The sequence below is a fragment of the Streptomyces sp. NPDC000594 genome (assembly GCF_040299965.1).
In the GTDB taxonomy this organism is placed as follows: Bacteria; Actinomycetota; Actinomycetes; order Streptomycetales; family Streptomycetaceae; genus Streptomyces.
Map to the genome: position 1 here is coordinate 59,080 of NZ_JBEPCY010000006.1, position 25,505 is coordinate 84,584.

The window sequence follows — 25,505 nt, forward strand, 5'->3', positions numbered from 1 at the left end:
CATCCGCCGTGAGCACCCGTTCCGCACCACCCGTTCCCGGAGCCCCGTCCCCGGCCGGTCACCCGGACGAGAGCCTGTGGATCCGCCGCTACCGCCCGGTGCCGGATCCCCGGCTGCGGCTGGTGTGCTTTCCGCACGCCGGCGGGGCGGCCACCGCCTTTCTCCCCCTGGCGCGCGGCCTGGACGAGACGGTGGAGGTGCTGGCGGTGCAGTACCCGGGCCGCCAGGACCGCAGACAGGAACCGTTCATCCCCTCCATCTCCGGACTGGTGGAACAGGTGCTGCCGGAGCTGGCACGCTGGGCCGACCGCCCGCTGGCGCTGTTCGGGCACAGCATGGGCGCCACGGTCGCCTTCGAGGTGGCGCGCCGGCTGCGGGACACCGGGGCGGGGCTCCCGGTCCATCTGCTGGTGTCGGGACGCCGGGCGCCGACGGTGCGCCGCCGGGATGTCGCCCATCTGCTGGACGACGCGGGGCTGATCGCCGAGATCGCCGGGCTCGAAGGCACCGACGCGGCGGTGCTGCGGGACGAGGAACTGCTGCGGATGGCGCTGCCCGCGCTCCGTAACGACTACCGGGCGGCCGGCACCCATGAGTACCTTCCCGGTGCCCCGCTGGACTGCCCGCTGACGGTGCTCACCGGGGACCGGGACCCGAATGTTCCGCTGGCGGAGGCGCGGGCCTGGCAGGAGCAGACCAGCGGCCCCTTCGCGCTGCATGCCTTTCCCGGGGGGCACTTCTATCTGAACGACCGGATCGAGGATGTGTGCCGGACCGTCACCCGGGCGCTCACCGACACGGCACTCATCGATCCGGCGCCCACCGACACGACGGCCGGGTCCACGACGGCGGGGTCCACGGCATCCGGGGCCACGACGGCTCCCCCTCCCCCCGCCCCACGCACCGACCGGCCCGCCGACGCGGCGGACACCGCCCGCCGGATCCTGGTCTCGGCACGGGCCGCCGACAGTCCGGTCACCCCCTTCGAGGGGATCGCCGACTGGTTGGCCGAGCGGCTGGGCGCGGGCAGCTTCGACGTCTCCCGTATCCCCTTCGGGGAGCTGCGGGGCTGGAGCTTCCACCCCGATACGGGCAATCTCCACCATGCCTCGGGCCGCTTCTTCTCCGTGGAGGGGCTGCATGTGCGCACGGACCGGATGCCCGAGCGGGGCTGGGCGCAGCCGATCATCGTGCAGCCGGAGGTGGGGCTGCTCGGCATCGTGGCCAAGGAGATCGGGGGCGTGCTGCACTTCCTGATGCAGGCCAAGATGGAGCCGGGCAATGTCAATGTCCTCCAGGTCTCACCGACCGTGCAGGCCACCCGCAGCAACTTCACCGGGGTGCACCAGGGGCGCCATATCCGGTTCCTGGACCTGTTCATGGGGCCGGGGAAGGCCCGTGTCCTGGTCGACTCCATCCAGTCGGAGCAGGCCGACTGGTTCCTGGCCAAGCGGAACCGCAACATGATCGTCGAGCTGGCGGCCGACGACGACCTGGAGATCGGTGAGGACTTCCGCTGGCTGACCCTGGGGCAGATCCGGCGGCTGCTGCTCCTGGACAATGTGGTCAATATGGATGCCCGGTCGATCCTCGCCTGTCTGCCCACGGCCGGTGCCGACACCTCGGCGTCCGACCCCGTACACCGGTCCTGGTTCGGTTCACCGGCGCACGCACGGCACACCACGGCCGAGTTCCTCACCTGGTTCACGGGCATACGGGCCCTGCGGGAGCTGGTGCAGAACCGGGTGCCGCTCGACTCGGTGACGGCACACGGCTGGTACCGCACGCCGGACGAGATCGCCCATGACAGCGGCCGGCACTTCCGGGTGATGGCCGCCGGGATCAGCGCGAGCAGCCGGGAGGTCGCCTCCTGGACCCAGCCGCTCATCGAGCCTCGGTCACCGGGGCTGATGGCGCTGCTGGTCAAGCCCATCGGCGGGGTGCTGCACGCACTGGTCCGGGCGCGGGTGGATGTCGGTCATCTGAACGTCGCCGAGCTGGCTCCCACGGTCCAGTGCCGGCCGCTGGACCACACCGGCCGGGGCGGGGCCCCGTACCCGCCGTATCTGGAGCAGGTGGAGTCCGCGCCCGGGGACCGCTTCCGCTATGACGCCGTCCAGTCCGAGGAGGGCGGGCGTTTCTACCATGCGCAGAACCGCTATGCGATCGTGGAGGTCGCCCCGGACTTCCCCGAGGACGCTCCGGATGACTTCGCCTGGCTGGCGCTGGGCCAGCTCTCGGATCTGCTGGCACACGGCAACTATCTGAACATCGAGCTGCGCACCCTGCTGGCCTGCGCCCACACCCTCTACTGACCCTTGTCCGAGCCGGTACGGACCGGTATCCGGCGGGCCTGTCCCTGACCTGCGCTTCCGTGCAGATGGCTTAGGCTGGCCCCGGTCACGACAACGGCGGCACCGGGGGACACGATGCGGGAAGAGGCGGTGCGGTACCTTCGCTGCCCCCACTGCTCCGACACGATGACGATGACGGGCGGCACGCTCCGCTGCCCCCTGGGACACAGCTTCGACAGGGCGAAGCAGGGCTATGTGAACCTGCTGCGCGGGGACGTGCGGTTCAGTGCGGACACCGCCGGCATGGTCGCGGATCGCGCGGCCTTCCTCGCCGCCGGTCACTACGCGCCGATCGCGGAGTCCCTGGCGGCGCTGGCGCGCGGGACGGCACCGGCACCGGTCTCCGGGGATCCCGGCTGCGTGGTCGACATCGGCGGCGGTACGGGTTACTACCACGCCCGTGTGGTGTCGGAGTTCCCCGACCGGGAGGGCGTCCTGCTCGACATCTCCAAGTTCGCCACCCGCAGGGCCGCACGGGCGCACCCCCGGATCAGCGCGATCGTGGCCGACGCCTGGGACGGGCTGCCGTTCGGTGACGGGGCCGCGTCGGTGGTGCTCAATGTCTTCGCGCCGCGCAACCCGGTCGAGCTGCGGCGGATCCTGCGTCCGGACGGGGTTCTCCTGGTGGTGACGCCCCGGCCCGACCATCTGCGGGAGCTGGTGGACGCCCTCGGGCTGATGCGGGTGGACGAGCAGAAGGACGAGCGGCTCGCCGAGCGGTTCGCCGGGCACTTCACCGAGGTGGCCGGGGAGCGGCTGCACCACACCATGGCGCTGGATCACCAGGCCCTGACACAGCTGGTGGGGATGGGCCCCAATGCCTGGCACCAGGACGGCGGGCGGCTGGCGGAGCGCGTCTCGCTGCTCCCCGATCCCTGCGATGTCACGCTCTCCGTCACACTGACCGCGTACCGACCGATGGTGTGACCCCCGGGGCGCTCCGATACACCTGACATACCGCCCGCCCGTTGATCGACATCGAAGAGAACGGGCTGGCAGGCTGTCGCGCGACCGGGTTGTCGCATTCTGTATCGGGGGTAAGGGATGACCGCACCGACGCGTGTCACGGAAGTGCGCAGAAATTCCTCGATACCGAGTCTCGGCCTCCGGGGAAGCGTTTCGGGGATCCTGGCCGCACGCCGTAACCAGCTGGATTTCATCCAGCATGCCACCACCCAGGGGGACATCGTCCGGATGCGGTTGGGCGGGATTCCCATGATCCTGATCAACCATCCCGATTATTTCCAGCACGTACTGGTGGATGCACACGCCAACTACGACAAGGACAATTTCCTCTACCGCGCGGTGGAGACCGTTTTCCGGGGTGGCCTGGTGTCCAACCCCGGCGGAGAGTCCTGGCACGCCCGGCGCCGCATGATGCAGCCCTCCTTCAAACGGGGCAGCACCGTCGACTTCACGGCCGGCATGACCGAGCTGACCGACGATCTGCTGCGGCGGTGGGCCGGGCGGAGCGACCAGGGCGCGGTGGTCGACGTCTCCGCCGACATCGGCAACCTCTCGCTCCAGATCGTGCTCCGCTCGCTCTTCGGCGTGGCGGCGGGTGCCGAGGTCAAGGCGTTCGAGCGGAACTTCCTCGAACTGAACACGATCGTCGGCAACTTCTTCCGGATGCCCTTCCCGCCGCTGTCCCGGCGCCCCCGGCTGCGCGCGCTCATCCAGGAGATGGACGACTTCGTGGACCGGCTGATCCGGGCCCGGCGGTCGGGGACGGAGGAGCGGCGTGATCTGTTCGGCGCGCTGCTGGACGCGACGCACGGGGACGACGGCACGGGCTTCACCCAGCAGGAACTCCTCGGCGAGATCCTCTCCACCATTGTTTCGGGTTATGAGACATCCAGTCATTCGATCGCCTGGGTCTTCTACCGGCTGGCCCGGCACCCGGATATCCAGAGCCGTGTGCAGAAGGAAGTCGACGAGGTACTTCAGGGGCAGCCGCCGACCTTCGATTCGCTGGCGAAGCTGCCGTATACCCGTATGGTCATCGATGAGACCCTGCGCCTGCACACCCCGGCCTGGCAGACAATGCGACGGGCGCTGCGCGACGACGAGATCGACGGCTACCGCATTCCCCGGGGGTCGAGCGTCTATCTCAACTTCCTCACCTATCATCGCCACCCGGAGTTCTGGCCGGACCCGGAACGTTTCGATCCGGAGCGATTCACCCCCGAAAACGTGGCGAAGCGGCCCCGCAATGTCTATCAGCCGTTCGGCAGCGGGCCCCGCCACTGCATCGGCAAGTATTTCGCGCTGACCGAGATCCACCTGATCACGGCGATGCTCGCGCAGTCCTTCACCGTGTCGGTGCCCGCGGGGCAGCCGCCGGTCGGCTTCAAGCCCCTGGTGACCCTGCATCCCCGGGGCGGGATACATCTGCACCTCACTCCCCGCTGACCGACCCGCTGACCGACCCGCTGACCGACCCGCCGACCGGCCCACGGCCAGCCCGGCGCCCGACCCACGACCGGCCCGGCGCCCGACCCGCGACCGGCCGGGTGACCGACCCGCGCCACGACCGGCCGGGCGGCCGGTTCCGCTCCCGACCCGCGACCGACCCGGTGACCGAACGCGACCGAGTCGACACCGCCCGTACCGAACCCCAGACCGCACCGATGATCGGGGAGCCGATGTCCTCACACTCGACCGTGTCCGCCCTGGACGACCGGCCGCCCGGCGTCCGGGAGGTCCCCACGATCCGCCGCCGGGACGGCATCGGCGGAGTGCTGGCCTTCCGCGACGACCAGCTCGGTTTCCTGGGAGCCGGTATCGACCGGTACGGCGACATCTTCCGCTTCCGCCCGCTGGGCATCCCCATCGTGCTGGTCAACCACCCCGACCACATCCGGCACATCCTGGTCGAGAACGGCGAGAACTACGACAAGGACGCGGTGCTCTTCCGGGTGGTCCGGCCCGTGCTCCGGCAGGGGCTCATCGCCAATGCCGACATGGAGCTGTGGCGTCGGCAGCGGCGCATGATGGCCCCGCACTTCACCCCGCGCGCGGTCACCAACTTCGCGCGCAACATGACCGACGAGGCCGAGCAGATGCTCCGGCGCTGGCAGCCGCGCGAGGGCGAGATCCTGGATGTCACCGACGAGATCGGCCAGCTCGCGCTGCGGATCGTCAACCGCTCGCTGTTCAGCGCCGAGGTCGGCGCTTCCGCACAGGCCTTCGAGCAGGCCTTCGGGGCCGCCAACACCATCCTGGGCGCGTTCTTCCGCTTCCCCTTCCCCCCGCTGAACGTCCCGACGCGCCGCAATCGCAAGCTGCACCGGGCGATCGACCAGATGGACACCTTTGTCTCCACCTTCGTCCGGGCGCGGCTGGCGGGCGACACGCCCCCGGGGGAGAACCCCGACCTGCTGACCCTGCTGCTCCACTCCGTGGACGAGGAGGACGGCAAGGGCATGGATCTGGAGCAGCTGCACCACGAGGTGCTGAACATCTGCATCGGTGCCTACGAGACCACCACCAACACCCTCTCCTGGGCGTTCTATCTGCTCGCCCGGCATCCGGAGGTGGCGGAGCGGCTCCAGGAGGAGGTCGACACCGTCCTCGGCGACCGGACGGTTCCGGACTTCGAGGACATGGCGCGGCTGCCGTACACCCGGATGGTCATCGACGAGACCCTGCGGATCTACTCGCCGGCCTATCAGTTCATGCGCAGGGCACGGGTCGAGGACACCGTCGGCGGATACCGGATCCCGGCCGGGACCAACCTCCTGATCAACAGCTATCTGCTCCACCGGCACCCGGACTTCTGGCCGGACCCGGAGCGCTTCGTACCCGAGCGGTTCACCCCCGAGGCGATCGCGGACCGCCCCAAGCATGTCTACGCGCCGTTCGGCGCCGGGCACCGGATCTGCGTCGGCAAGCACTTCGCCCTCACCGAGCTGGTCCTGGTCCTGGCGACGGTGGCCCGCCGGTATCGGCTGGCCCTGCCCGACGCCACGACCGAGGTGGTGCCCGAGGCGCTGATCACGCTGCACCCCAAGGGCGGTATCCACCTACGGCTGGAGGAACGCCGATGACCGGCGAAAGAACCGGATCCGTCAAGCAGACGGAGCAGGTGGAGCAGACGGACCTGCCCGACCTCTTCTGTCCCCTCCCCCACCGGATCAATCCCCATGCCGAGCAGGCCCGCCGGCAGCTGAGCGACTGGGTGGGCACGGTGGGGCTGATCCAGCGGGAATCGGCCAGGCGGCGATTCGAGCACGCGGACTTCGGCTGGTTCGCCTCGGTGGTCTATCCCACCGCCGACCGGGAGCGGATCGAGCTGATGGCGGACTGGTTCGCCTGGCTGTTCCTGGTGGACGACCAGTTGGACGACGGTGACTTCGGCCGTGACCCCGAGCACGCGGCGCAGGTGGTCGCCGGGATGCGCGCCGTACTGGAGAGCGCCGACCACGGTGCCGCCGCGGCCCGCCGGACGGACCTGCCGACCTCGGTCTCCTCCCTCGCCGATCTGTGGCGGCGCACCGCGCCGGGGATGCCGGCACCGTGGCGGCGGCGCTTCGTACGGCATCTGGAGCAATGCCTCACCGCGGCGGCGGTCTGGGAGGCGGGCAACCGGGTGCGGGGAGTCGTCCCCGATGAGGACGACTACATCACCAACCGGCGGCACACCGGGGCGATCTATGTGTGCATGGACCTCGTCGATGTGGTGGAACACCTCGATGTGCCGGTGGGTGTGTACGACAGCGAGGAGTTCCAGGAGGCGCTGGACGCGGCCTGCAATGTCGTGTGCTGGACCAACGACATCTACTCGCTGGAGAAGGAACGTTTCCTCGGGGAGGTGCACAACCTGGTGTACGTCGTGCAGCACCACCGCGGACTGGACGGCCGGCAGGCCATGTCCCATGTCTGCGAGGTCACATCGGCCGAGACCCGGCGCTTCCTGGCGCTGGAGGAGAGGCTTCTGCACCGGTACCCGGAGCACTCCGGGGTGCTTGTCCCCTATGTCGAGGGGATGCGCACCTGGATCCGCGGCAATCTGGACTGGTCCAGCCGTACGAAGCGGTACCGGGCGCAGCCGGGGGCCGCCGTGCCACAGCCCGCCTCGTATCTGGAGCGGGATCTGGTGGTGGCCGAGCGATGACCACGACCGCCGGCACGACGGACCCGTACACCTCCACGCGGACACCGGACGCCTGGCGGATACCGCGCCGGGCCGGTGAGCTGACCGGGCCCCGGGTCCGGGCGGCTCTCGACGGGCTGAGCGAGCCGGTCCGCACGGTCGCCCGGTACCACTTCGGCTGGTGCGACGCCGAGGGCCGGCCCACCGACACCGGGTGGGGCAAAGGGCTGCGGGGCGCGCTGGTGCTGGGCGGGGCGGAGGCCCTTGGTGGCACCGCCGGGGCGGCGCTGCCCGCCGCCGCAGCCGTGGAGCTGATCCACAATTTCTCGGTGCTCCATGACGACGTCATGGACCAGGACCTCACCCGGCGGGGCCGCCCGACCGCCTGGACCGTGTTCGGCAGCGCCCAGGCCGTGCTGGCCGGGGACGCGCTGCTGGTCCTGGCGATGCGGGAGCTGGCCGCCGCCCCGCCGCCCGCACGGTGCGCGGTGGCGGTCGACGAGCTGTGCCGGGCGCTGCTGGAGCTGGTCACCGGCCAGGGGTCCGACCTCGCGTTCGAGGAGCGGGCCGATGTGGGCCCGGAGGAGTGTCTCGCCATGGCGGCGGGCAAGACCGGGGCCCTGTTCGCCGCCGCGTGCGGGCTCGGCGCGCTCTCCGCCGACGGCACCGCCGCCCAGGTGGAGGCCCTGCGGAGCTTCGGCAACCATCTGGGTCTGGCGTTCCAGCTGGTGGACGATCTCCTGGGTATCTGGGGCGACAGCCCGACCACCGGCAAGCCGGTGGGGGCCGATCTGCGGCGGCGCAAGAAGTCCCTGCCGGTCGTCGCGGCGCTGTCCAGCGGTACACCGGCCGGCCGGCGGCTGGCGGAGCTGTACCACGACGGGCGTCCGATGGGGACCGCCGAAGTGGCGCGGGCGACCGCGCTGATCGAGAAGGCCGGCGGACGCCGGTGGGCCGTACGGGAAGCGGCCCGCCAGCAGTCCCTGGCCCGGGAACGGCTGGCCGGGGCGGCCCTCGACGCGCGGGCGGCACAGGGCCTGCGGTCGCTGGTGGACCTGGTCACGCACCGCAGCAGCTGACCCGGGGCCGGCCGGGGCGCCGCCCCGCCACCGGCACGGGTCGAACCCATGAGAAAGGGACATCACCGATGCGAGTGCTGTTCGCCACAGTCTCCGAGAAGACGCACATGTACAGCATGGTTCCGCTGGCATGGGCGATGAGCACGGCGGGGCACGAGGTGCGGGTGGCGAGCAGTCCGTCGCTGACCGACGCGATCACCCGTACCGGCCTCACCGCGGTGCCCGTGGGCACCGACCACCGGATGCACGACGGCTTCGCCCCGCACCAGGACCTGGTCGCGCGGATCTACGAGGCCCGTGAGCGGGACGACCGGGCGCAGGCCCGGGAGCTGTACCGCGCCCTGCACGCGCTGCTGGAGAACGAGGTCGGCGACTGGTCCGAACCGTCCGTGGAGCGGCAGACCTGGCAGAGCGTGCTGGCCAAGTACGGGGCCCATGTCGAGTATCTGTACCGGGTCTACAACGACGGCATGGTCGACGATCTGGTGGGGCTGGCCCGTGCCTGGCGGCCGGATCTGGTGATCTGGTCGCCGCTCACCTATGCGGCGCCGGTGGCGGCCCGGCTGGTGGGCGCGGCCCATGCCCGGCTGCTGTGGTCCGTGGACATCTACGCGGCGATGCGCGAGGTCTTCCTCGAACTGCGCGAGCGGCAGCCGCCGGAGCAGCGTGCGGATCCGCTCGGCGCATGGCTGGCCGGTCATCTCGAACGCCATGGCGGTGACTTCGCCGAGGAGGTGACGACCGGGCAGTGGACGATCGACCCGAATCCGGTGAGCGTCCAGCTCCCGACGCGCGTCCACCGTGTCCCGGTGCGCCATGTGCCCTACAACGGCCCGTCGGTGGAGCCGGAGTGGGTACGGCGGCCCGCCGGCCCGCCGAGGATCTTCTTCACCCCCGGGCACTCGTCGGCGGCGGTCATCGGTGCCTCGTTCATGCCGGTACAGGAGATCCTGGACGCCGTGGCGGGGCTGGATGTGGAGTTCGTCGCCGCGCTGCCCGAGCGGGAGCGGGAGGTCGTGCGGCGGATACCGGGCAACACCAGGATCGTGGACTTCGTGCCGCTGCACACCCTGCTGCCGAGCTGTTCCGCGATCCTCCACCACGGCGGCTTCGGCGGCTGGTCGGCGGCGATACTCAACGGGGTGCCCCAGTTCCTGCTGCCGGTGCGCTTCTCCGACATGTGGACGAAGGCCACGCTCCTCGACGCGCAGGGCGGTGGCGCGTATCTGCACGCGTCCGAGGTGACGGCGGAGACCCTGCGCGCGGGGCTCGTCCGGCTGCTGGCGGAGCCGTCCTACCGGACATCGGCGGGCCGGCTGCGCCAGGAGATGCTGGGCGCGCCGACCCCCAACGCGCTGGTGCCGACGTTGGAGAAGTTGACGGAGGAGTGGCGCGGCGCCCGGCCCTGACGGGTCCCACCGAGGTCACCGGGGCCTCGCGCGTGCGGTCGCGGTCCCGGTGACCCCGTACCGCCCCGTACCGCCCCGCACCACCCCGTACCGCCCTTCGGCTGCCTGTCCCGCTCGGCGCCCGGCCGTCCCGCTCCGGCCTCCCTGTCCCCGGTGGATTCCCTTCCCACCGGGGACAGGAGGATGTCCGGCGCCCGCGCCAGGGGGTACCCGGCCGGGAGCCGGGGGATGTCCGGCCGGGCGGGGCGCTCAGCCGGTGGCCGACGCGCTGATTCCCTGGGCCGCGGCCCATTCCTCGATGACCGTGCACGCGGTGTCGACCCCGCGTTCCGCCGCCACGGCCCGCCCGGCCCGGCGGGCGCGCTCCGCCATGGCCGGGTCGGTCACCGCCCGCAGCACGCTCGCGGCCAGCTCCCGCCGGTTCATCCGGCGCATGGGCACCGGCCGCCCTGCCAGCCCCGCCCGGTGGAGCCGGGCCGCCCAGAAGGGGTGGTCCGCGAAGACCGGCACGATGACATGGGGCACCCCCGCGCGCAGCACATCCGCCGTGGTGCCGAAGCCGCCGTGGTGGATCACCGCGGCCGTGCGCGGGAACAGCCAGGAGTAGTCGGCGCCGGTCAGCCGGAAGACATCGTCGGGCAGCGCCCCGTCCGGGCCGCCGACCACCACGAGCCGGCGCCGGGCCCCCCGCGCCGCCGCCATCGCGTACTCCAGGGTCTCCTCCTGCCGGTGCACCGGCCAGGTGCTGCCCAGCGTGAGCGCGACCGGCGGCGCCCCGGCGGCGAGGAAGTCCTCAAGGCCCGGGGGCGGCTGCCACCCCGGCTCGTCCCAGAACCAGTAGCCGGTGACATGGCAGCTCGCGGGCCAGTCCGCGGGCTTCGGCAGGACACTCGGGCTGAACGGATACAGATGGGGCTGGTCATGACCGAGCCGGCGCAGCGGTGAGTCCGCCCCGAAGGGCGGCAGGCCGCGCCGTGCCCGGTACTCGTCGATCTCGGGGCCGCGCCACGCCCAGTCCTCGGTGGCCGCCCGTACATGCGTGTAGTGGTTGTACAGCCCGGTGAGCGGCCCCACCGTCCGCTGGCCCGACTCGATCGCCGGGAAGGCGGTGGTCGCCGTCTCGGGCCACCAGCAGGCGGAGAGCCAGGGGGTCGTGGCTGTCCCGAACGCGGCGGCCACCGTCAGCGGTGAGTGCAGGACGAGGTCCACACCCTCGCCCGCGGTCTCGATCTCGTTGAGTACCTGCTGGTCATGGCCCTCGGGGGCGTTGGGGAGGGCCTTGATGAGGTTCCGCATCGAGGGCGCCCTGCGCAGCGCGTCCCGTACCTCCGGCATGGTGAAGAAGCCGTCCGGATCACCCGGGGTGGTGCGGTGCTCCAGGCCCGCCTTCTCGACCAGGGGGCGCAGGGCCTCGGGTGCGCCGAGCACGACATGGTGGCCCCGGTCGCGCAGACCACTGCCCAGGGCGACGAAGGGTTGTACGTCACCGCGCGAGCCCATGGTGAGCAGTGCTATGCGCATGTCACCCTCCCGTACCGCACGGGGCGTCCGGGGAACCGCACCGGGTGCCCGGCGAACCGTACCGGCTGCCCGGGGAACCGCCGCGGTGCCGGATCACGCCTCACCGCCCGAGGACGCGGCCACCAGGGAGTCGAAGTCGCGCGGGATCCAGGGCGGAATGCCCCCCTCGGCGTTGGCGCCCTTCTCGATGAAGGCCAGGTTGTGGTAGACGTGCAGGCCCGTCACATGGCGGTCGGCGTAGCTGGGGGTGCGGTCCGGCTCGGCGGGCAGTTCCTCGTGCTGGAGGCTGTCGACGAGGGATTTCAGCAGTCCGAGGCTGGTCGCTCCGCTGCGCGCGGGGTCCCGGTCGCCGCCGAAGCCGGGCCAGTAGGCGGTCCACAGGTCCTCGATGACATAGAGGCCCCCGGTGCGCACATGCGGGAAGAGGGCGTGGAACGACGTCCGCACATGTTCGTTGATGTGGCTGCCGTCGTCGATGACGATGTCGAACGGCCCGTACTCGGCGGCGATCTCCGCGAGCCGGTCCGGGTCGTTCTGGTCGCCGATCAGCGTCGTGATGCGCTGCTCGTCGGCGTGGGACTTGTCGACGATGTCGAGACCGTGGATCAGCCCCCGGTGGAAGAAGTGCTTCCACATCCGCAGGGAGCCGCCGCCCCACTGGGGGTGCCGGTAGCCGCCGATGCCGATCTCCAGGACCCGGACCTCCTCGTCGCGGTACGGGGCGAAGTGGCGGTCGTAGTGGGGGGTGAACCAGTGCAGCGAACCCCACTTGGGGGTGAGATAGCGGGAGGTCAGCTCGTTCAGGTCCGGCTTGGCGGAGGTGCAGCCGGCCAGTACGGTCGCGGTCGCCTGCTGGGCGGCGAGGATGTACGGGCCGATCTTCTCGGCCCCGTCGGAGCCGGAGTACGGGAACAGCGTGGTCTCCCGGGCGCCGGAGGGGAGCCCGCGGGAGGGGCCGAACACCTCCCTGACCAGATCGTCCAGTACGTATTCGATCCGCATGGCCACGAACTCCCCGCCCCGCGGCACGGCCCGCACGGGTGCGCCGCTGACGGAGCTGAGCCAGTGGGGCAGCCGCCCGCCGGGGGTGCGCACCACGAACTCGACCAGGACCGGGTCCTCGTTGACGGGGGGCGGGCAGCGGGCGCAGATCTCGTCGATGAGCACCGCGACGATGTCCTCCGCCCGGTGCCGCTCCGTCAGCTCACGCAGGGAAGCGGCGTGCCCCCCTGCTGCCCGGATGATGTCCTGCACAAGGGAGAGGTCGGTCTTCTCGGCCACGGAGAGCCTTCCAGGTCGTGGGTGGGTGACTACGGTTGCGGGCGTTCGTCGCGGCGGTACCGGCGCACGGTGTCCTCAAGACCCGCGCGCAGCGACCTCGGTTCAAAATCGATCACCTCGCGCATCCTGGTGAGGTCCAGCCTGCGGACCGCCGCGCCGGCGGGGCGGTCCGGGTCGGTCCGGACCCGGGAGGGCACCCCCAGCACGGTGGCCACCAGACGGGCCAGCCGGAGAATCGAGACCTCCTCGGCGGAGCCGACGTTCACCACGTCGTACTTGCCGGTCTCGACCACCTGAAGGGCGCAGCTCACCAGGTCGGCCACGTGGATGAAGGACCGGGTCTGGCTGCCGTCGCCCCAGATCTCGATCTCCTCGCCCGCCGCGGCGCGGGCCATCATGCTCGGGATGACCCGGTTGTGGGCGCCGGCGGCGCTGTCCCGGGGGCCGTACACATTGCCCGGCCGTATCCGGAAGACGCGGGTGGCGAACTGCCGCTGGTGCTGGTCGGCGAGGATCTCCCCGAAGATCTTGGAGAGGACATAGCCGTTCTGGGTGTACTGGGGGCTGCGGCGGATGTCCTCGTCCTCGGCGGCCGGGGAGGTGCCGGGTACGCAGTACACCTCGGAGGAGCTGAGCAGCAGCACCCGGTCCACCGCGCACTCGCGTGCGGAGGTGAGGAGATGGGACGTGGTGCGCACATTGGCGTCCAGGATGTCGGCCGAGTGCTCGCGCTTGTACTGGGCGTTGCCGTCCAGGGCGGCGCAGTGGAAGACGGCGTCGATGTGCGGGGCGAGATAGCGGAAGGCGGCCCGGGTCTCGTGCTGGTCGCCGAGGTCGACCCGGACGAGCCGCAGCCGGTCCCCCGCCAGGGCGGTGAGTTCGGCGTGGATCAGGGGCCGGTCGGTGCGGTACAGGCCGAGCACGGTCGCGCCCTCGGCGGCGAGCCGCTCGGCGAAGTGGGAGCCGATGAAGCCCAGCGCGCCGGTGACCAGCACGGTCCGCCCGGCCCAGGTGCCGCTCGTCATGGTGTCTCCCACGGGTCGTGCCGGGTGTCCGGGTCGGCGGTCACCAGGACCGCGCGGACCGGGCAGAGGCTGGCGGCCTCATGGACCGAGGGCCATCGCTCGGCCGCGGGGCTCTCGGTGAGGGCGTGGCCCAGCCCGCTGTCGTCCTGGGCGAAGACGTCCGGGGCGGAGCGTTCGCACTGGCCCGCGCCGACGCACAGGTCCCTGGCGATGCGTACACGCATGTCATGCGTCCTTCGTCTCGCGGTGACATCCCCGGGCCCCGCCGCCGGGGGACCGGACCCCGCCATCGGGGGCAGGCGGTCCACCCGGGCCCGCCACCGGGGAACAGGCGGCTTCCCGGGTCCCGTCACCAGGTGACGGGCAGCTCATGGAGCCCGAAGATGGCGGAGTCCTCCTTCACCCGGAGGGTGTCGACCTCCGTGGCGAGCCGCAGCCCCGGCAGCCGGCGGAGCACCGCGCCGAGGGTGACCTCCAGTTCGAGCCGGGCCAGGTTCTGGCCGAGGCACTGGTGGGGCCCGTAACCGAAGGCGACATGCTGCCGGGCGGGGCGGTGGATGTCGAAGAGGTCCGCGTCGGGGAAGACGGACTCGTCCCGGTTGCCGGAGGCCAGCAGGAAGATCAGCCCGTCGCCGGCCCGGATGGTGTGACCGTCCAGCTCGATGTCGGCGGCGGCGGAGCGGCGCAGCCCGTCGGCGACGTTCAGATAGCGCAGCAGCTCCTCCACGGCGCCCGGCAGCAGGCCCGGGTCCTCGCTCAGCTCCCGCCGGGCCGCCGGGTGCTGGAGCAGGGTGAGCACGCTGAGCGCGGTCATGGCGGCGCTGGTCTCGTGTCCGGCGGCCAGCAGCAGCACGGCGTTGTCGAGGACGTCCGCATGGGTCAGTTCGCCGGTGCGCAGCCGCCCCGTCACGAGGGTGTCGAGCACTCCGCCGTCGGACGACGCCGGCTGCCGGGCCTTCGCGGTGATCAGCCGGTCCAGATAGTCCCGCAGCTCCAGCAGGGCGGTCACCGACTCGTCGTCCCCCATGAGCCGGGTGGCGCGCTCGCTGCGGCTCTGGAAGAACTCATGGTCCTCGTAGGGGACTCCGAGCAGTTCGCAGATGACCAGGGTGGACATGGGCAGCGCGAGTTCGGCCACCAGGTCCGCCGGGCGGTCGAGGGTGACGAAGCGGTCCAGCAGCCCGTCCACGATGCGCTCGATCCCGGGCCGCATCGCGCGGGCCCGCCGTACGGTGAACTCGGGGATGAAGACCCGCCGCAGGGTGCCGTGGTCGGGGGCGTCGAGGGTCAGCAGCGAGCGGGTCACCGGCACCGAGCCGTCGGCCGGCGAGAGTCTCGGCAGCCCCGCGGGGTCGATCCTGACCCTGGGGTCCGCGAGCAGGGCGCGCAGGTGCTCCTGCCGGGTGATCAGCCAGGTCCGCGAGCCGTCCCAGACCCGGGCGGGTGCGATCGGGGTGGTGGCGCGCAGTTCGGCGTACCGCCCGGGGGGCTGGAACGGGCAGGTGCGGGCCATCGGCCAGGAGGTCTCCCGCTGCGCCTCGGCGTCGGCGGCACGTGCTGTGGGCAACGGATCCCCTTACGTCCTGGGCAACTTGCGTCGTGGACAACCGGCACGGCGTACGAGTCGCCGCGTCCGGCCCAACGAAGCACGGGCCCGGAACGAGCGGCAAGGAACGCCGGGCGATCTTCGTCAGGTCGGTGCGGCGGGCCGGGCGGCACCGCACCGCACCCCGCCGGAGGGCCTGGTCAGGCGGGCCGGCCGACCTGACATACGGATCCGCGGGTGAGTGGCGTCGCACCCTTGGCTGTCCTTAGCGTCGAAGCGCGTCAAAGCTCGTACGGGCACCCCGCCAGCCGCCGGTGCTCCCCTTCCCGGTTGGAGGATCCCTATGACCGTCGCCACCGCCGATGGGCGAGATCTCTATCTCGCCCTGCTGAAGAGGACCGTCACCAACATGATCTACGAGGACCCGACGCATGCGGCGGGCCTCATCACGGACCCCCGGTTCGACCAGGAGGCCCGGGAGAGCGGTGAGGACTACCCGACGGTCGCCCACACGATGATCGGTATGAAACGCCTGGACAATGTGCACCGTTGTCTTGAGGACGTGCTGCGCGACGGTGTGCCGGGCGACTTCGCCGAGACGGGTGTCTGGCGCGGCGGTACGTGCATCTTCGCCCGGGGCGTGCTGAAGGCCCATGGCGTGACCGACCGCACGGTCTGGGTGGCCGACTCCTTCCAGGGCTTCCCCCGGACGGAGACGGACGACCATCCGATGGACATCGAGATGGATCTCCACCAGTACAACGAGGCGGTGAGCCTGCCCACGAGCCTGGAGAGCGTACGGGAGAACTTCACCCGCTACGGGCTGCTGGACGACCAGGTCCGCTTTCTGCCCGGCTGGTTCAAGGACACGATGCCGACCGCTCCGATCGAGCGGCTGGCCGTCCTGCGCCTCGACGGCGACTCGTACGGGGCCACCATGGACGTCCTGACCCATCTGTACGGGAAGGTGTCGCCCGGCGGCTATGTCATCGTCGACGACTACTGCATCCCGGCCTGCCGGCAGGCCGTGCACGACTTCCGGGACCGCCTGGGCATCCAGGAGGAGATCCACCAGGTGGACCGGCAGGGTGCCTACTGGCGCATCGGTGGCTGAGGACAGGGGAGCCCCGCGCCCGCTCGGCATCGAGGGCGCCTGGGTGGTGGAGCCGACCGTGCACTCCGACCACCGCGGCGATTTCCACGAGTGGTTCCGGAGCGAGCGGTTCCGGCGTGCCACCGGACACCCGCTGCCCTCGGCCCAGGCGAACATCGCGGTGAACCGGCGCGGTGCGCTGCGCGGCGTCCACTTCACCCGGCTGCCGCCGGGGCAGGCGAAGTACAGCGCCTGCGTCCGGGGCGCGGGCATCGAGGTGATCGTCGACATCCGTACCGGCTCGCCCACCTTCGGACAGTGGGAGGCGGTCCCCGTCGACGAGGACAACCGCACCGCCGTCTATGTGGCGGCGGGCCTGGGACGGGCGTTCCTCGCGCTGACCGACCGCACCACCCTCGTCTACCTCTGCTCGACCGGGTACGCCCCCCGGCTCGATCACGCGATCAACCCCCTCGACCCCGGACTGGGGATCGCCTGGCCCGAAGGGATCGAACCGCTGCTCTCCGCCCAGGACGCCGAAGCGCCCACCCTCGCCGAGGCGGAACGGCTCGGGCTCCTCCCCACCTACCGCGCCTACCGCGAGCACCACGCACGGCTGTGCGGCGCGGGCGCCTCACCCGGGCCCGGGTGAGGCGGGGCCGGGGACCGCGCGCAGAACCCGTACCGCCGATGGCAGGAAGGCCCATGACGTCCGACAGCTCCCCCTCCGGGATGACCCCCGGGGCCGCCACCCAGGCAGGGTCCGGCCCGACCGTATGGCCGTATCCGTTCAGCACCGCCACGGGACTGGGCATGGACCCCTTGTACGGGGCGCTGCGCGAACGCGAGCGGGTCTCGCGGGTCCGGATGCCCTACGGCGGCGAGGCCTGGATGGTGACCCGCCACGCCGACGCCAAACTGGTCCTCGGCGACCGGCGGTTCAGCATGGCGGCGGGCGCGGGCAAGGACGTCCCCCGCCCCACCGAGCAGCTGCTGGAACCCGGCGGGCTGGTCTCGATGGACGCACCCGAGCACACCCGGCTGCGCCGGCTGGCGGGCAGCGCGTTCACCCCTCGCAGGGTGACGGCCATGCGCCCCTCGGTCACCGCCTTCGCCCACCGGCTGGTGGACACCATGACCTCCCGCGGCCCATCCGCGGATCTGCTGGACGCGCTGGCCCTGCCCCTCTCGATCGGCGTCATCTGCGAGCTGCTGGGAGTGGACTACGAGGACCGCCATGTCTTCCAGCGGTTCTCCGACGCGCTGCTCTCCACCTCGCTGCCGCCCGACGAGATCCACCGGGCCGGCGAGGAGTTCGTCGGCTATCTCGCCCGGCTGGTCGACGAACGGCGCGCCGCCCCCACCGACGATCTGCTGGGGGCGATGGTCCAGGCCCGTGACGACGAGGACCGCCTCTCCGAGGACGAGCTGTACATGCTGGGGGCCGGGCTCCTGGTCGGCGGGTACGAGACCACGGCCACCCAGATCGCCAACTTCGCCTATCTGCTGCTGCGCGACCGCCGGCTGTACGAGTCGCTGGTCACCGACCCCGGGCTGATCCCCGACGCCGTGGAGGAACTCCTCCGGTTCACCCCGCTGACCACGGTGGACGGCTACGCCCGGATCGCGCTGGAGGACGTCCTGGTCGGGGAGACCCTCATCCGCGCCGGGGAGGCCGTGTTCACCTCCGTGGCCGCCGCCAACCTGGACCCGGAGGTCTTCCCCGGGGCCGAGCGCATCGACTTCACCAGGGAACACAACCCGCACCTCGGCTTCGGCCACGGCATCCACTACTGCATGGGCGCTCCCCTGGCCCGGATGGAGATCCAGGTGGTCCTGGACGTCCTCACCCGGCGGCTCCCCGGGCTGCGCCTGGCCGTGCCCGCGACGGACATCCGATGGCGGCCGGGCCTGCTGCTGCGGGTGCCGGCCCGACTGCCCGTCACATGGTGACCGGCCCGGAGTCCCGGCCCGGCGGGCCCCGTACCGGTGAGAACGCCCCGTTCGGCACCCCGGCCGCGCCCGCGCCCGGCAGTGTCGTCGTGCTGGGCGGTGCCGGCTATGTCGGACGCCATGTGTGCGCCGCCTTCGCCGCGCTGGGCCACGAGGTCGTCAGGGTGGGCCGCCGCCCGCCCGAGCGGCCGATGCCGTACCGGCAGCTCACCCTGGACCTGGCCGGTACGGACCCGGAAGCGCTGGCCGAGGCGCTGGACGCCGAACGCCCGGACACCGTCGTCAACTGCGTCGGCAGCATCTGGGGCCGGACCGACGACCAGATGTGGTCCGCCACCGCGGTGCCCACACTGCGGCTGCTGGACGCGCTGGCCCGGCTGGCCACGAGACCCCGGCTCGTCCATCTCGGCTCGGTCCTGGAGTACGGGCCGGTACCCCCCGGCACCTCGGTGGGCGCCGACACGACACCGCGCCCCGACACGGCGTACGGCAGAAGCAAGCTCGCCGCCAGCGACGCGGTGCTGCGGGCCACCGCCGACGGACGGGTCGACGGCGTGGTCCTGCGGGTCTCGAACGTCTCCGGGCCCGGCACCCCCCGGATCAGCCTGCTGGGCCAGGTCGCCGAGCGCCTGCTGGCGGCGGACGGCACCGGTACGGAGGCGGTCGTGGAACTCTCCCGGCTGAGCGCGCACCGGGACTATGTCGACGTACGGGACGTCGCCGACGCCGTCATCGCCGCCGCCCACGCACCGGCCGTCCCGGTGCCCGTCGCCATCGGGCGGGGCGAGGCGGTCTCCGTCCGCGCCCTGGTCGACCTCTTCATCGAGGTGAGCGGGGTTCCGGCACGGGTGGTGGAACGCCCGGCACCGGACCCCGGACCCGCTCAGCCTCCCCCCTCCGGTCAGTCCTCCCCCTCCCCCTCCGGCCGGCGGGAGGACAGGCTGCGGGTCGACACCGGCCCGGCACGCGCCCTGCTGGGCTGGGAGCCACGCCGCTCGCTGCGGGAGTCGGTCCTCGACTGCTGGCTCGACCTGGCCCGTGCGCACCGGTCCCCCACCACCCCATCGCAACCCTCTGGAGGTTGAGCCCCCGTGACCACCTACGTCTGGGACTACCTGGCGGAATACCAGAACGAACGCGCGGACCTCCTCGACGCCGTCGAAACCGTCTTCGGCTCCGGGCAGTTGGTCCTCGGCCCCAGCGTGGCAGGGTTCGAGAAGGAGTTCGCGGACTACCACGGCCTGCGCCACTGCGCCGGTGTCGACAACGGCACCAACGCCGTCAAGCTGGGGCTCCAGGCCCTGGGCATCGGCCCGGGGGACGAGGTCATCACCGTCTCCAACACCGCCGCGCCGACGGTGGTGGCCATCGACGGCACCGGTGCCACCCCCGTCTTCGTCGATGTCCGCGCCGAGGACTACCTCATGGACACCGACCGGCTCGCGGACGCCATCACCCCGCGCACCAAGGCACTGCTGCCCGTCCATCTGTACGGGCAGTGCGTCGACATGGCCCCTCTGCTCGCCCTGGCCGAGGAGCACGGACTGGCGGTACTGGAGGACTGCGCCCAGGCCCATGGCGCCCGCCACCACGGCGCGTTGGCCGGCACCCTGGGCGACGCCGCGGCCTTCTCGTTCTACCCCACGAAGGTCCTCGGCGCGTACGGCGACGGCGGAGCCGTCCTCACCGACGACGAGAACGTCGACCGCGCGCTGCGCAGGCTGCGCTACTACGGCATGGAGGACGTCTACTACGTCGTCCGGACCCCCGGCCACAACAGCCGGCTCGACGAGGTCCAGGCCGAGATCCTGCGCCGCAGGCTCACCCGGCTCCCCCGCTACATCGAGGCCCGGCGCGCGGTCGCCCGGCGCTACGCCGAGGGGCTGGCCGGCCTGACCGGGGACGGCGGCCTGGTGCTCCCGTCCATCGCGGCGGGGAACGACCATGTGTACTACGTGTACGTCGTCCGCCACCCCCGCCGCGACGAGATCATCGAGGCCCTCAAGGGCCATGGCATCTCCCTGAACATCAGCTATCCCTGGCCGGTGCACACCATGAGCGGCTTCGCGCACCTGGGCTACGCCAAGGGGTCGCTGCCCGTCACGGAGCGGCTGAAGGACGAGATCTTCTCGCTGCCGATGTATCCGACGCTGCCCACCGATGTCCAGGACCAGGTGATCGCCGCCCTGCACGAGGTGGTGGGCGCGCTCTGAGGGGAGACGGGCGAGCGGCCCCGGCTCCGCCCCGCGGCCGGCCGGGCATCAGGGAAAAGGGAAACGGTCCGTCTCGTCTCACCTGTGGGTACACTGCGCCCATGACCGCCCGGCCACCCGCTCGAAGCGAGTCCCCGCGTCGTAACGAGGCCACCCGCCACGCCATCCTCGACGCCGCCCTGGAGCTGGTCCGGGAGACCGGCCACACCCGCCTGACCATCGAGGGGATCGCCGCTCGGGCGAGGGTCGGCAAGCAGACCATCTACCGCTGGTGGCCCTCGAAGGGCGCGGTCCTCCACGAAGCCCTGGTGGAGCTGGACGCGGCCGACGGGCACGGCGCCGGGGACCTCCCCGACAGCGGCGATCTGCGGGCCGACCTCAAGAGCGCGCTCCGCTCCGCCGTCGCCGAACTCACCGACCCCCGCCGCAGCGAGGCGCTCCGCGTCCTGACCGCCGAGGCCGTTCTCGACCCCGCCCTGGCCGCCGACTACGCCGCCGTACTGGACCGCCCCGGCCGCAACCCCATCCACCGCCGCCTGCGCCGCGCCCAGGACTCCGGACAGCTCGCCCCCGGCACCGACCTCGCCATCATCACCGACCTGCTCCGGGCCCCCCTCCGCCACCGCTGGCTGCACGGCGACACCCCGCTCACCACCGCCTTCACCGACACGGTGGTCGACATCACCCTGACCGGCTCCGGCCACCCCCTTCCCCCCACCCCACCGACCCCCCGGTGATCACCCGACCCCCCACCGACCACCCGCTACACTGTCGGCGGTGGCTCAAGCCCTTGCGCCTGTCCCACCATGGAGCTGCCGGGAAGCCGACGGCCTGGATCCGCCCACTTCTGGGTGGTTTCGGGGACGTTTTCCGACAGATCCCCCGCCTTCGTAGCTCAGGGGATAGAGCACCGCTCTCCTAAAGCGGGTGTCGCAGGTTCGAATCCTGCCGGGGGCACAACGCATGACCGCTCTGACCTGGGGTCTCCCCCAGGGAGGCGCTCCACTCGGCCTCGGACTCCTCGTCCGGGGCCGTTTGCGTGAGCAGGCGGGCGGGCAACCGCCTTCACCTCAGGCCCGGCCCCTGGATGGGCGTCGAGGTGCGGTGGGCGAGGCGGGAAACGGGCTGCCGTGTGCGCGGTGGGCGCGTCAGGATGGTGGCATGGGGGAATCCACCGTGCACACAGCGTTCCGACTGACCTTCACCGACTACCAGCAGGACCCGGACGACAGTGATCTCCTTCGGCGGGCCGTCACCGTCCGGGCCGATCGGATCACATTCGGCGACGGGCAGATGGATCTCTGGCTCGCGGGTACGCATGTCGCGGCGTTTCCGCTCGATGTTGTCGAGTCGGTCTGTCCGCAGGGGGCCGTCGGGAGCGGGAAGCGGGAGTCGCCGGAGGAGTTGCGGGCTCGGTATCCGCGGATGGGACACCCGTGGTCGGCCGAGGACGACGCGCGTCTGCTCGCGCTCTACCAGCAGGGGGAGCGCGACTTCGGCGCGCTCGGGCGGGAGTTCGGGCGGAAGCCGAGTGCGATCCGGTCGCGGCTGGCCAAGCTGGGGCTGGAGAGTCTGGCCTGACAGCGCCGGGGGCCGTGTACGGCATCCCGGAGGCTGGGTCCCGCCGTCGGCCGGGCGGCGGGACCCCGGCCGGGTCTCAGTTGACCGTGGTGCGGACGCCGGGGATGGCCATCTCGGTGAGGGGGTCACCGTCCGAGGTGCGGCAACCCGCAAAGGTGATCCGCTCCAAGCCGTCGAGCCGGGCGAAGGCATCGGGGTCATGGGGTACCACGCAGCCGTAGAAGTCAAGTCGTGACAGCACGGGCGGGGTACTCCGGAGCCTTCGAAGCCAGGCAGCCGCATCGGCCCTGAAGAACGTCAAGCTGCTGAGGCTCGTCATTCCCGCCAGCTCTTCGAACCCTCGCACCCTGCTCACCGCACTCACTTCCAACAGCAGACCCTCCAGACCGGACAGGGCCGTCAGTGGGCCGAGATCGCTGCCCGCACGGACTTTGTGCAGAGCCAGGGAGGCCAACCCGAGCAGGTGCAGTTTGTTGAGATCCAGGTCCGCATGGTCGGGAAGCGCCAGATGACGCAGCTCCTTGAGCTCCTTCAGCGTCGCGCGTCCCCGCACCGACACAGGGCCGAAGAGAAAGAGCCACCGCAGGCCCGGGTGGTCCCGCAGGACGGTGAGGTCGGCCACTCCGTGCGCTGCCATGATCTGCAGCTTCCGCAGGGGTGGAAGGCCAACGAGGAAGTCGAGCCGGTCCACGAGGCATTCCACCCGAAGATTCGTCAACCCTGACAACCGGCGAACCGCGCGCAACTGCCCGGAGTGGGTGAGGTACACCCAACGGCCCTCCAGTGGAAGCCGGGACAGAACCGCATCGACGTAGGACTCCGCCTCGAAGTAGGCCCAGGCCTGGATCAGTTCATCGATCACCGCGTCGCGTTCGTCCCCCACATACGCCCCCAGCCGCTCCAGCCCCTCCTCACCCCCGATCAGCGCCACCGTCCGCACCGTCTGGATCGCCGCCTTCTCCGTCAGCGACGACAGCGACCTCGGCAGCGAGCGGAGGAGTGTGGGGCCCACGGCCGCCAGGGCGGGCGGGTCCGTTTCGCGGCGGGCCGGGAGGAGGCGGTCCACCGCGGCGTCCAGGCGGGCGGCCAGGTCGACGGAGACGGTGGGGAGGGTTTCCTGGCAGGCGGCGGCCAGGAGGCGGAGGGTGCGGGCGGGGCGGGGTTCGGTGTCGGCGCGGTCGAGGATGCCGTGGAGGAGTTCCTCGCGCTGGCGGGTGGTGGCGTGGCCCGCCGCCATGATGATGGTCTCGCGCCAGAGGTCCAGATGGGCGCGGCCGACCAGATTGCCGATGCGGTCCTCCTCCGTCGCCTCCTTCGCGGCCAGATACTCCTGGAAGGTGCGGTGGACGAAGTCCAGCCGGTCGTCGGCGGGGGAACGGAGGACCCCGGAGCGTTCCCTCAGCTGCTCCAGGACCCGGGCGCCGTCGAGGTCGTCGAGATGGCGCATCGCCCGGAGCTTCGCCGTGACATGGCCGGCCGCCTGCTCCAGGGCGATCTCGCTGCGGTTGTTGTCCGACAGCCGCCACGCCAGATCGCGGAGGAGGACGAGCTTGTCGGCGAGCGAGAGCCCGCTCGCCAGGGCGCTCGGCACATTGCGGTCGGCGTCCCGGTCGTGGACCAGGGTGTGCAGGGCGTTGCGGTACAGCTCCATCCGGTCCCGGGGCAGCTGGCGGCCCCGGTGCAGATGCATCGCGCACAACATCGCGGCCAGCAGCGGTGTGCCCGCCAGGGACTGGAGGTGCGGGCGGTCCTTGAGGCCGGCGAGCAGGGACTGTTCGTACAGCGGGAGCTGGTCCACCGTGCAGGGCAGCTCGTCGCCCAGCTCACGGACGGCCTGGTGCCACTGGCGTACGAAGGCCGCCAGGTCCGAGGGGGTCATCCGGTCCAGGTGGAGGGCGGAGAAGCCCTCGTGGCGCAGCCAGTCCGCGCCGGCCGCCGCGGGGCGGGAGGTGACGACGGTGCGGACGGAGCCGTAGCGGCCCAGGAGCTTGCGCAGCCACTCCCGTACCGCACGGCGTTCCCGTTCGGGGAGTTCGTCCACGCCGTCGATCAGCAGCAGGGCGTTGCCCCCGGCGAGCTGCCGTTCCACCCAGCCCCGGGGCATGATCCCGACGATGGGCCCGGCGACCCGGTCCAGCATCGCCTCCGGGTTGGGCGGGGTCCCGCCGCCGTACTCGCGCAGTTTGATGAGGACGGGGGTGAGACCGTTCCACTCGGCCAGCTCCCCCGTGAAGGCGCCGCGCGCGGCCATCACGGCGAGCCAGCGCAGCAGGGTGGTCTTGCCCGAGCCGGCCTCGCCGCGCAGCAGGACCCGGCGGGTGCCGCTCAGGGCGGTCTCCACCCGCATGCCGGAGCCCGCGCTTCCGGCCTTCTCCCAGTCGCTCATGCCGAGCCGGAGCGGAGGGAGGGAGCGGTCGGTACGGTGGCGCCTCCCGGCACCCGCGAAAGCCCCGGCCGCCCCGCCGACCCCGCCCGTTCCCCTGGCCCCGCCGGTTCCGCCGGCCCGCAGGCTGACATACGCGACCGAGAGCCGTACCCGGGGCGCGGCGGCCCGGTCGGAGGTACGGCGGAACAGCTCCACCTCGTCCAGGTCCCGGCTGACCAGCTCCAGATACTCGCGGCGGAAGGCTGTGTCCTGGTCCGTCCCGTCCGGCGCGAGCAGCGAACGGTCCGGCAGCCGTTCGAGGATCCGCGCCACCTCGGTGCCCAGCGTCGCGGTCCGGATCAGCAGCTCCGCCACCGCCCGCTCCTCGAAGACCGGCAGGCTGCGGACGATCCGCACGTAGTACTCGACGCACTCGGCGAGGAGCCGTTCGTAGAGCCGGGTCTCGACCTCGTTCAGCCCGGTCGGCGGGGTCATGGAGCCGGTGATCCGGCGGATCAGTTCGGCGGGGTGGGCGTTCGCGGCGAGCAGCGCCTCGTCGGTGAGGTCCGCGTGGGCGAAGGTGTCGGCCACGGCGTCGATCACGGCCTGCCAGCCTTTCTCCGTCAGGCGCGGGAACTCCTGTCGCAGAAAGGGTTCCAGCCGGTCGTACACCGCGTTGGTGATCTTCTCGAACTGCTGCCGGACCTCGCGCTGGAGCCGTATCCCGGGCAGTTTCACCCGTACCAGTTCCTCCATCGACAGCTGCCGTTCCTGCTGCCGCTGTCTGCTCCCCAGCCACCACTGTCCCGCCGCGTTCGCCACGGTGGTGCCCAGCCGTAACGCGGCTGTCTCCGCGACCATGGAACTCCCCTCCCTCGCCCGGGCAGGCATTCTGTCAGCAGAGGTCGGGCCGGAGTGCGGCGGTGGGAAGGAGAGGTCGGGAAAGGAGCCTCGAAGGGCCCGGAGGGGCGGGAGGGCCCGGAGGGGCGG

Annotated in this window: 20 protein-coding genes and 1 tRNA gene; 15 read left to right on the plus strand and 6 right to left on the minus strand. The window is 71.7% G+C overall.

Features of this window, described 5'->3' with window-relative positions:
- Positions 1-8 precede the first annotated feature (8 nt).
- The 7 genes from ABT354_RS11565 to ABT354_RS11595 all read left to right on the plus strand — a co-directional run bounded on the left by ABT354_RS11565 (position 9) and on the right by ABT354_RS11595 (position 9,937).
- Positions 9-2,315, plus strand: coding sequence for an NDP-hexose 2,3-dehydratase family protein (locus tag ABT354_RS11565; protein ID WP_351492118.1), 2,307 nt, complete (start codon positions 9-11; stop codon positions 2,313-2,315).
- A 114-nt stretch (positions 2,316-2,429) separates the two neighbouring features.
- Positions 2,430-3,281, plus strand: coding sequence for a putative RNA methyltransferase (locus ABT354_RS11570; RefSeq protein WP_351492120.1), 852 nt, complete (start codon positions 2,430-2,432; stop codon positions 3,279-3,281).
- 117 nt (positions 3,282-3,398) lie between these two features.
- A complete protein-coding gene (locus tag ABT354_RS11575) occupies positions 3,399-4,766 on the plus strand; it encodes a cytochrome P450 (RefSeq protein ID WP_351492123.1) in 1,368 nt (455 codons plus the stop codon).
- Between the two features lie 233 nt (positions 4,767-4,999).
- Entirely contained in the window at positions 5,000-6,403 is a 1,404-nt protein-coding gene (locus ABT354_RS11580; RefSeq protein WP_351492125.1) for a cytochrome P450, read from the plus strand.
- The gene (locus ABT354_RS11585; protein ID WP_351492127.1) at positions 6,400-7,470 is read left to right on the plus strand and encodes a terpene synthase family protein; all 1,071 of its coding nucleotides are present in this window, start codon (positions 6,400-6,402) and stop codon (positions 7,468-7,470) included. Before ABT354_RS11580 ends, ABT354_RS11585 begins: the two co-directional genes overlap by 4 nt.
- Positions 7,467-8,528 carry a polyprenyl synthetase family protein gene (locus ABT354_RS11590; RefSeq protein WP_351492129.1) on the plus strand — a complete coding sequence of 354 codons (1,062 nt, stop codon included), beginning with the start codon at positions 7,467-7,469 and terminating at the stop codon, positions 8,526-8,528. Before ABT354_RS11585 ends, ABT354_RS11590 begins: the two co-directional genes overlap by 4 nt.
- A 68-nt stretch (positions 8,529-8,596) precedes the next feature.
- Positions 8,597-9,937: an activator-dependent family glycosyltransferase gene (locus ABT354_RS11595; protein ID WP_351492131.1), complete on the plus strand. Its 1,341-nt coding sequence runs from the start codon at positions 8,597-8,599 to the stop codon at positions 9,935-9,937.
- Between the two features lie 249 nt (positions 9,938-10,186).
- Here ABT354_RS11595 and ABT354_RS11600 read toward each other — a convergent pair whose 3' ends face one another.
- The 5 genes from ABT354_RS11600 to ABT354_RS11620 all read right to left on the minus strand — a co-directional run bounded on the left by ABT354_RS11600 (position 10,187) and on the right by ABT354_RS11620 (position 15,331).
- Positions 10,187-11,458 carry a glycosyltransferase gene (locus ABT354_RS11600; protein ID WP_351492133.1) on the minus strand — a complete coding sequence of 424 codons (1,272 nt, stop codon included), beginning with the start codon at positions 11,456-11,458 and terminating at the stop codon, positions 10,187-10,189.
- A gap of 93 nt (positions 11,459-11,551) precedes the next feature.
- Positions 11,552-12,739, minus strand: coding sequence for a hypothetical protein (locus tag ABT354_RS11605; RefSeq protein ID WP_351492135.1), 1,188 nt, complete (start codon positions 12,737-12,739; stop codon positions 11,552-11,554).
- A 29-nt stretch (positions 12,740-12,768) separates the two neighbouring features.
- Positions 12,769-13,764 (minus strand): NAD-dependent epimerase/dehydratase family protein, encoded by a 996-nt coding sequence (locus ABT354_RS11610; RefSeq protein WP_351492137.1) that lies wholly within the window; start codon positions 13,762-13,764, stop codon positions 12,769-12,771.
- A complete protein-coding gene (locus tag ABT354_RS11615) occupies positions 13,761-13,988 on the minus strand; it encodes a ferredoxin (protein WP_351492139.1) in 228 nt (75 codons plus the stop codon). Before ABT354_RS11615 ends, ABT354_RS11610 begins: the two co-directional genes overlap by 4 nt.
- A gap of 125 nt (positions 13,989-14,113) precedes the next feature.
- Entirely contained in the window at positions 14,114-15,331 is a 1,218-nt protein-coding gene (locus ABT354_RS11620) for a cytochrome P450 (protein ID WP_351492141.1), read from the minus strand.
- Positions 15,332-15,653: 322 nt separating this feature from the next.
- On the opposite strand from ABT354_RS11620, the gene ABT354_RS11625 reads away from it, so the two are divergent.
- The 8 genes from ABT354_RS11625 to ABT354_RS11660 all read left to right on the plus strand — a co-directional run bounded on the left by ABT354_RS11625 (position 15,654) and on the right by ABT354_RS11660 (position 22,150).
- Complete coding sequence (locus tag ABT354_RS11625; RefSeq protein ID WP_351492143.1) at positions 15,654-16,424, plus strand: TylF/MycF family methyltransferase; 771 nt, start codon at positions 15,654-15,656, stop codon at positions 16,422-16,424.
- Complete coding sequence (locus tag ABT354_RS11630; RefSeq protein WP_351492145.1) at positions 16,417-17,055, plus strand: dTDP-4-dehydrorhamnose 3,5-epimerase family protein; 639 nt, start codon at positions 16,417-16,419, stop codon at positions 17,053-17,055. The genes ABT354_RS11625 and ABT354_RS11630 overlap by 8 nt, the downstream gene beginning before the upstream one ends.
- Positions 17,056-17,108: 53 nt before the next feature.
- On the plus strand, positions 17,109-18,356 hold the full coding sequence (locus ABT354_RS11635) for a cytochrome P450 (protein WP_351492148.1): 1,248 nt from the start codon (positions 17,109-17,111) through the stop codon (positions 18,354-18,356).
- Complete coding sequence (locus ABT354_RS11640; protein WP_351492150.1) at positions 18,350-19,441, plus strand: NAD-dependent epimerase/dehydratase family protein; 1,092 nt, start codon at positions 18,350-18,352, stop codon at positions 19,439-19,441. The genes ABT354_RS11635 and ABT354_RS11640 overlap by 7 nt, the downstream gene beginning before the upstream one ends.
- Positions 19,442-19,447: 6 nt before the next feature.
- Positions 19,448-20,569, plus strand: a complete 1,122-nt coding sequence (locus ABT354_RS11645) for a DegT/DnrJ/EryC1/StrS family aminotransferase (protein WP_351492153.1) — start codon at positions 19,448-19,450, stop codon at positions 20,567-20,569.
- Positions 20,570-20,670: 101 nt separating this feature from the next.
- Positions 20,671-21,306 carry a TetR/AcrR family transcriptional regulator gene (locus tag ABT354_RS11650; RefSeq protein ID WP_351492155.1) on the plus strand — a complete coding sequence of 212 codons (636 nt, stop codon included), beginning with the start codon at positions 20,671-20,673 and terminating at the stop codon, positions 21,304-21,306.
- Positions 21,307-21,453: 147 nt separating this feature from the next.
- Positions 21,454-21,526, plus strand: a tRNA-Arg gene (locus ABT354_RS11655).
- 204 nt (positions 21,527-21,730) lie between these two features.
- Positions 21,731-22,150 carry an SANT/Myb-like DNA-binding domain-containing protein gene (locus tag ABT354_RS11660; protein ID WP_351492157.1) on the plus strand — a complete coding sequence of 140 codons (420 nt, stop codon included), beginning with the start codon at positions 21,731-21,733 and terminating at the stop codon, positions 22,148-22,150.
- Between the two features lie 76 nt (positions 22,151-22,226).
- Here the strand turns inward: ABT354_RS11660 and ABT354_RS11665 are convergent, their stop codons facing one another.
- Positions 22,227-25,376, minus strand: a complete 3,150-nt coding sequence (locus tag ABT354_RS11665; protein ID WP_351492159.1) for an NACHT domain-containing protein — start codon at positions 25,374-25,376, stop codon at positions 22,227-22,229.
- Positions 25,377-25,505: the final 129 nt, after the last annotated feature.

Bases quoted from the DNA above. Each gene is read 5' to 3' on its own strand.
- ABT354_RS11650 (WP_351492155.1), top strand. From the start codon at position 20,671: ATGACCGCCCGGCCACCCGCTCGAAGCGAGTCCCCGCGTCGTAACGAG.
- ABT354_RS11615 (WP_351492139.1), bottom strand. From the start codon at position 13,988: ATGCGTGTACGCATCGCCAGGGACCTGTGCGTCGGCGCGGGCCAGTGC.
- ABT354_RS11640 (WP_351492150.1), top strand. From the start codon at position 18,350: ATGGTGACCGGCCCGGAGTCCCGGCCCGGCGGGCCCCGTACCGGTGAG.
- ABT354_RS11595 (WP_351492131.1), top strand. From the start codon at position 8,597: ATGCGAGTGCTGTTCGCCACAGTCTCCGAGAAGACGCACATGTACAGC.
- ABT354_RS11635 (WP_351492148.1), top strand. From the start codon at position 17,109: ATGACGTCCGACAGCTCCCCCTCCGGGATGACCCCCGGGGCCGCCACC.
- ABT354_RS11590 (WP_351492129.1), top strand. From the start codon at position 7,467: ATGACCACGACCGCCGGCACGACGGACCCGTACACCTCCACGCGGACA.
- ABT354_RS11585 (WP_351492127.1), top strand. From the start codon at position 6,400: ATGACCGGCGAAAGAACCGGATCCGTCAAGCAGACGGAGCAGGTGGAG.
- ABT354_RS11570 (WP_351492120.1), top strand. From the start codon at position 2,430: ATGCGGGAAGAGGCGGTGCGGTACCTTCGCTGCCCCCACTGCTCCGAC.
- ABT354_RS11625 (WP_351492143.1), top strand. From the start codon at position 15,654: ATGACCGTCGCCACCGCCGATGGGCGAGATCTCTATCTCGCCCTGCTG.
- ABT354_RS11610 (WP_351492137.1), bottom strand. From the start codon at position 13,764: ATGACGAGCGGCACCTGGGCCGGGCGGACCGTGCTGGTCACCGGCGCG.
- ABT354_RS11580 (WP_351492125.1), top strand. From the start codon at position 5,000: ATGTCCTCACACTCGACCGTGTCCGCCCTGGACGACCGGCCGCCCGGC.
- ABT354_RS11660 (WP_351492157.1), top strand. From the start codon at position 21,731: ATGGGGGAATCCACCGTGCACACAGCGTTCCGACTGACCTTCACCGAC.
- ABT354_RS11575 (WP_351492123.1), top strand. From the start codon at position 3,399: ATGACCGCACCGACGCGTGTCACGGAAGTGCGCAGAAATTCCTCGATA.
- ABT354_RS11600 (WP_351492133.1), bottom strand. From the start codon at position 11,458: ATGCGCATAGCACTGCTCACCATGGGCTCGCGCGGTGACGTACAACCC.
- ABT354_RS11665 (WP_351492159.1), bottom strand. From the start codon at position 25,376: ATGGTCGCGGAGACAGCCGCGTTACGGCTGGGCACCACCGTGGCGAAC.